Here is a 239-nt window from a genome sequence, read left to right as displayed (position 1 = left end):
CGCACAAAATGGGAACTTAGGCCAAGCCCGTTGTCAGAAAAGAAAAGAACGAACAATGTAGCATTTGACTTAAAAAGAGACTTGCCCCCAGCCGAGCCAGTAGTTGTAGTTGAAGAATGGCCAGAGAAAAAAAAGAAAAGACAATTTATAACTACTAAATCATCAGAAGCAACAGAGTCTAATAAACCATCTGAATCTACAAAAGAGGATATTGACATCAACCAGCTCAAACAATGACA

Annotated in this window: 1 protein-coding gene; it reads left to right on the top strand. The window is 38.5% G+C overall.

The genetic code is table 11. From position 1 onward, the window contains the following. Window positions 1–237: hypothetical protein (locus KZZ07_RS27390; protein ID WP_219520198.1), on the top strand; the 237-nt coding region annotated here is incomplete at its 5' end. Between the last annotated feature and the right edge of the window lie 2 nt (window positions 238–239).

This window comes from Mameliella sp. CS4 (assembly GCF_019392335.1).
GTDB lineage: Bacteria > Pseudomonadota > Alphaproteobacteria > Rhodobacterales > Rhodobacteraceae > Antarctobacter.
This window is presented reverse-complemented; position numbering and strand designations above follow the sequence as displayed.